Origin of the sequence: Ferrimonas gelatinilytica, from assembly GCF_039544205.1 — a bacterium.
GTDB classification, from domain to species: Bacteria; Pseudomonadota; Gammaproteobacteria; order Enterobacterales; family Shewanellaceae; genus Ferrimonas; species Ferrimonas gelatinilytica.
Window position 1 is genome coordinate 1 of the sequence record NZ_BAABLF010000003.1, and the last position, 923, is coordinate 923.

7 tRNA genes are annotated in these 923 nt (G+C 59.8%); all 7 read left to right on the plus strand.

Annotated elements, in window-relative coordinates:
* Positions 1 to 145 precede the first annotated feature (145 nt).
* The 7 genes from ABD997_RS01370 (at position 146) to ABD997_RS01400 (ending at position 923) form a co-directional block, all read left to right on the plus strand.
* Positions 146 to 221, plus strand: a tRNA-Glu gene (locus ABD997_RS01370).
* A 45-nt stretch (positions 222 to 266) separates the two neighbouring features.
* Positions 267 to 342 (plus strand) — tRNA-Val (locus ABD997_RS01375).
* Positions 343 to 349: 7 nt separating this feature from the next.
* Positions 350 to 425, plus strand: a tRNA-Ala gene (locus tag ABD997_RS01380).
* A gap of 72 nt (positions 426 to 497) precedes the next feature.
* Positions 498 to 573: transfer RNA gene (locus tag ABD997_RS01385), tRNA-Glu, on the plus strand.
* A 45-nt stretch (positions 574 to 618) separates the two neighbouring features.
* A tRNA-Val gene (locus ABD997_RS01390) sits at positions 619 to 694 on the plus strand.
* 7 nt (positions 695 to 701) lie between these two features.
* Positions 702 to 777, plus strand: a tRNA-Ala gene (locus ABD997_RS01395).
* 70 nt (positions 778 to 847) lie between these two features.
* Positions 848 to 923: transfer RNA gene (locus ABD997_RS01400), tRNA-Glu, on the plus strand.

The following is a 923-nucleotide window of genomic DNA, read 5'->3' on the forward strand; positions in this document are numbered from 1 at the left end:
GGGCTATAGCTCAGCTGGGAGAGCGCTTGCATGGCATGCAAGAGGTCCGCGGTTCGATCCCGCGTAGCTCCACCACTTTCCTGTTCGAAGGTTGCTTCAGGCAGGAAAAGCTCGTCATCACCGGAGTTGAAACGGTGAGTCCGGGGTCCCCTTCGTCTAGAGGCCTAGGACACCGCCCTTTCACGGCGGTAACAGGGGTTCGAATCCCCTAGGGGACGCCACTTATATCGGTTTCTCGCCTGGCCGGCGGGGAGCGGCAAAGATTTGGGCGGTTAGCTCAGTTGGGAGAGCACCTGCCTTACAAGCAGGGGGTCACTGGTTCGAACCCAGTACCGCCCACCAGATCTTTGGGGCTATAGCTCAGCTGGGAGAGCGCTTGCATGGCATGCAAGAGGTCCGCGGTTCGATCCCGCGTAGCTCCACCACTTTCCTGTTCGAAGCGCAGCTTCAGGCAGGGAAGAGCTCTTCATCACCGGAGTCAAAACGGTGAGTCCGGGGTCCCCTTCGTCTAGAGGCCTAGGACACCGCCCTTTCACGGCGGTAACAGGGGTTCGAATCCCCTAGGGGACGCCACTTATATCGGTTTCTCGCCTGGCCGGCGGGGAGCGGCAAAGATTTGGGCGGTTAGCTCAGTTGGGAGAGCACCTGCCTTACAAGCAGGGGGTCACTGGTTCGAACCCAGTACCGCCCACCAGATCTTTGGGGCTATAGCTCAGCTGGGAGAGCGCTTGCATGGCATGCAAGAGGTCCGCGGTTCGATCCCGCGTAGCTCCACCACTTTCCTGTTCGAAGGTTGCTTCAGGCAGGAAAAGCTCTTTATCACCGGAGTTGAAACGGTGAGTCCGGGGTCCCCTTCGTCTAGAGGCCTAGGACACCGCCCTTTCACGGCGGTAACAGGGGTTCGAATCCCCTAGGGGACGCCA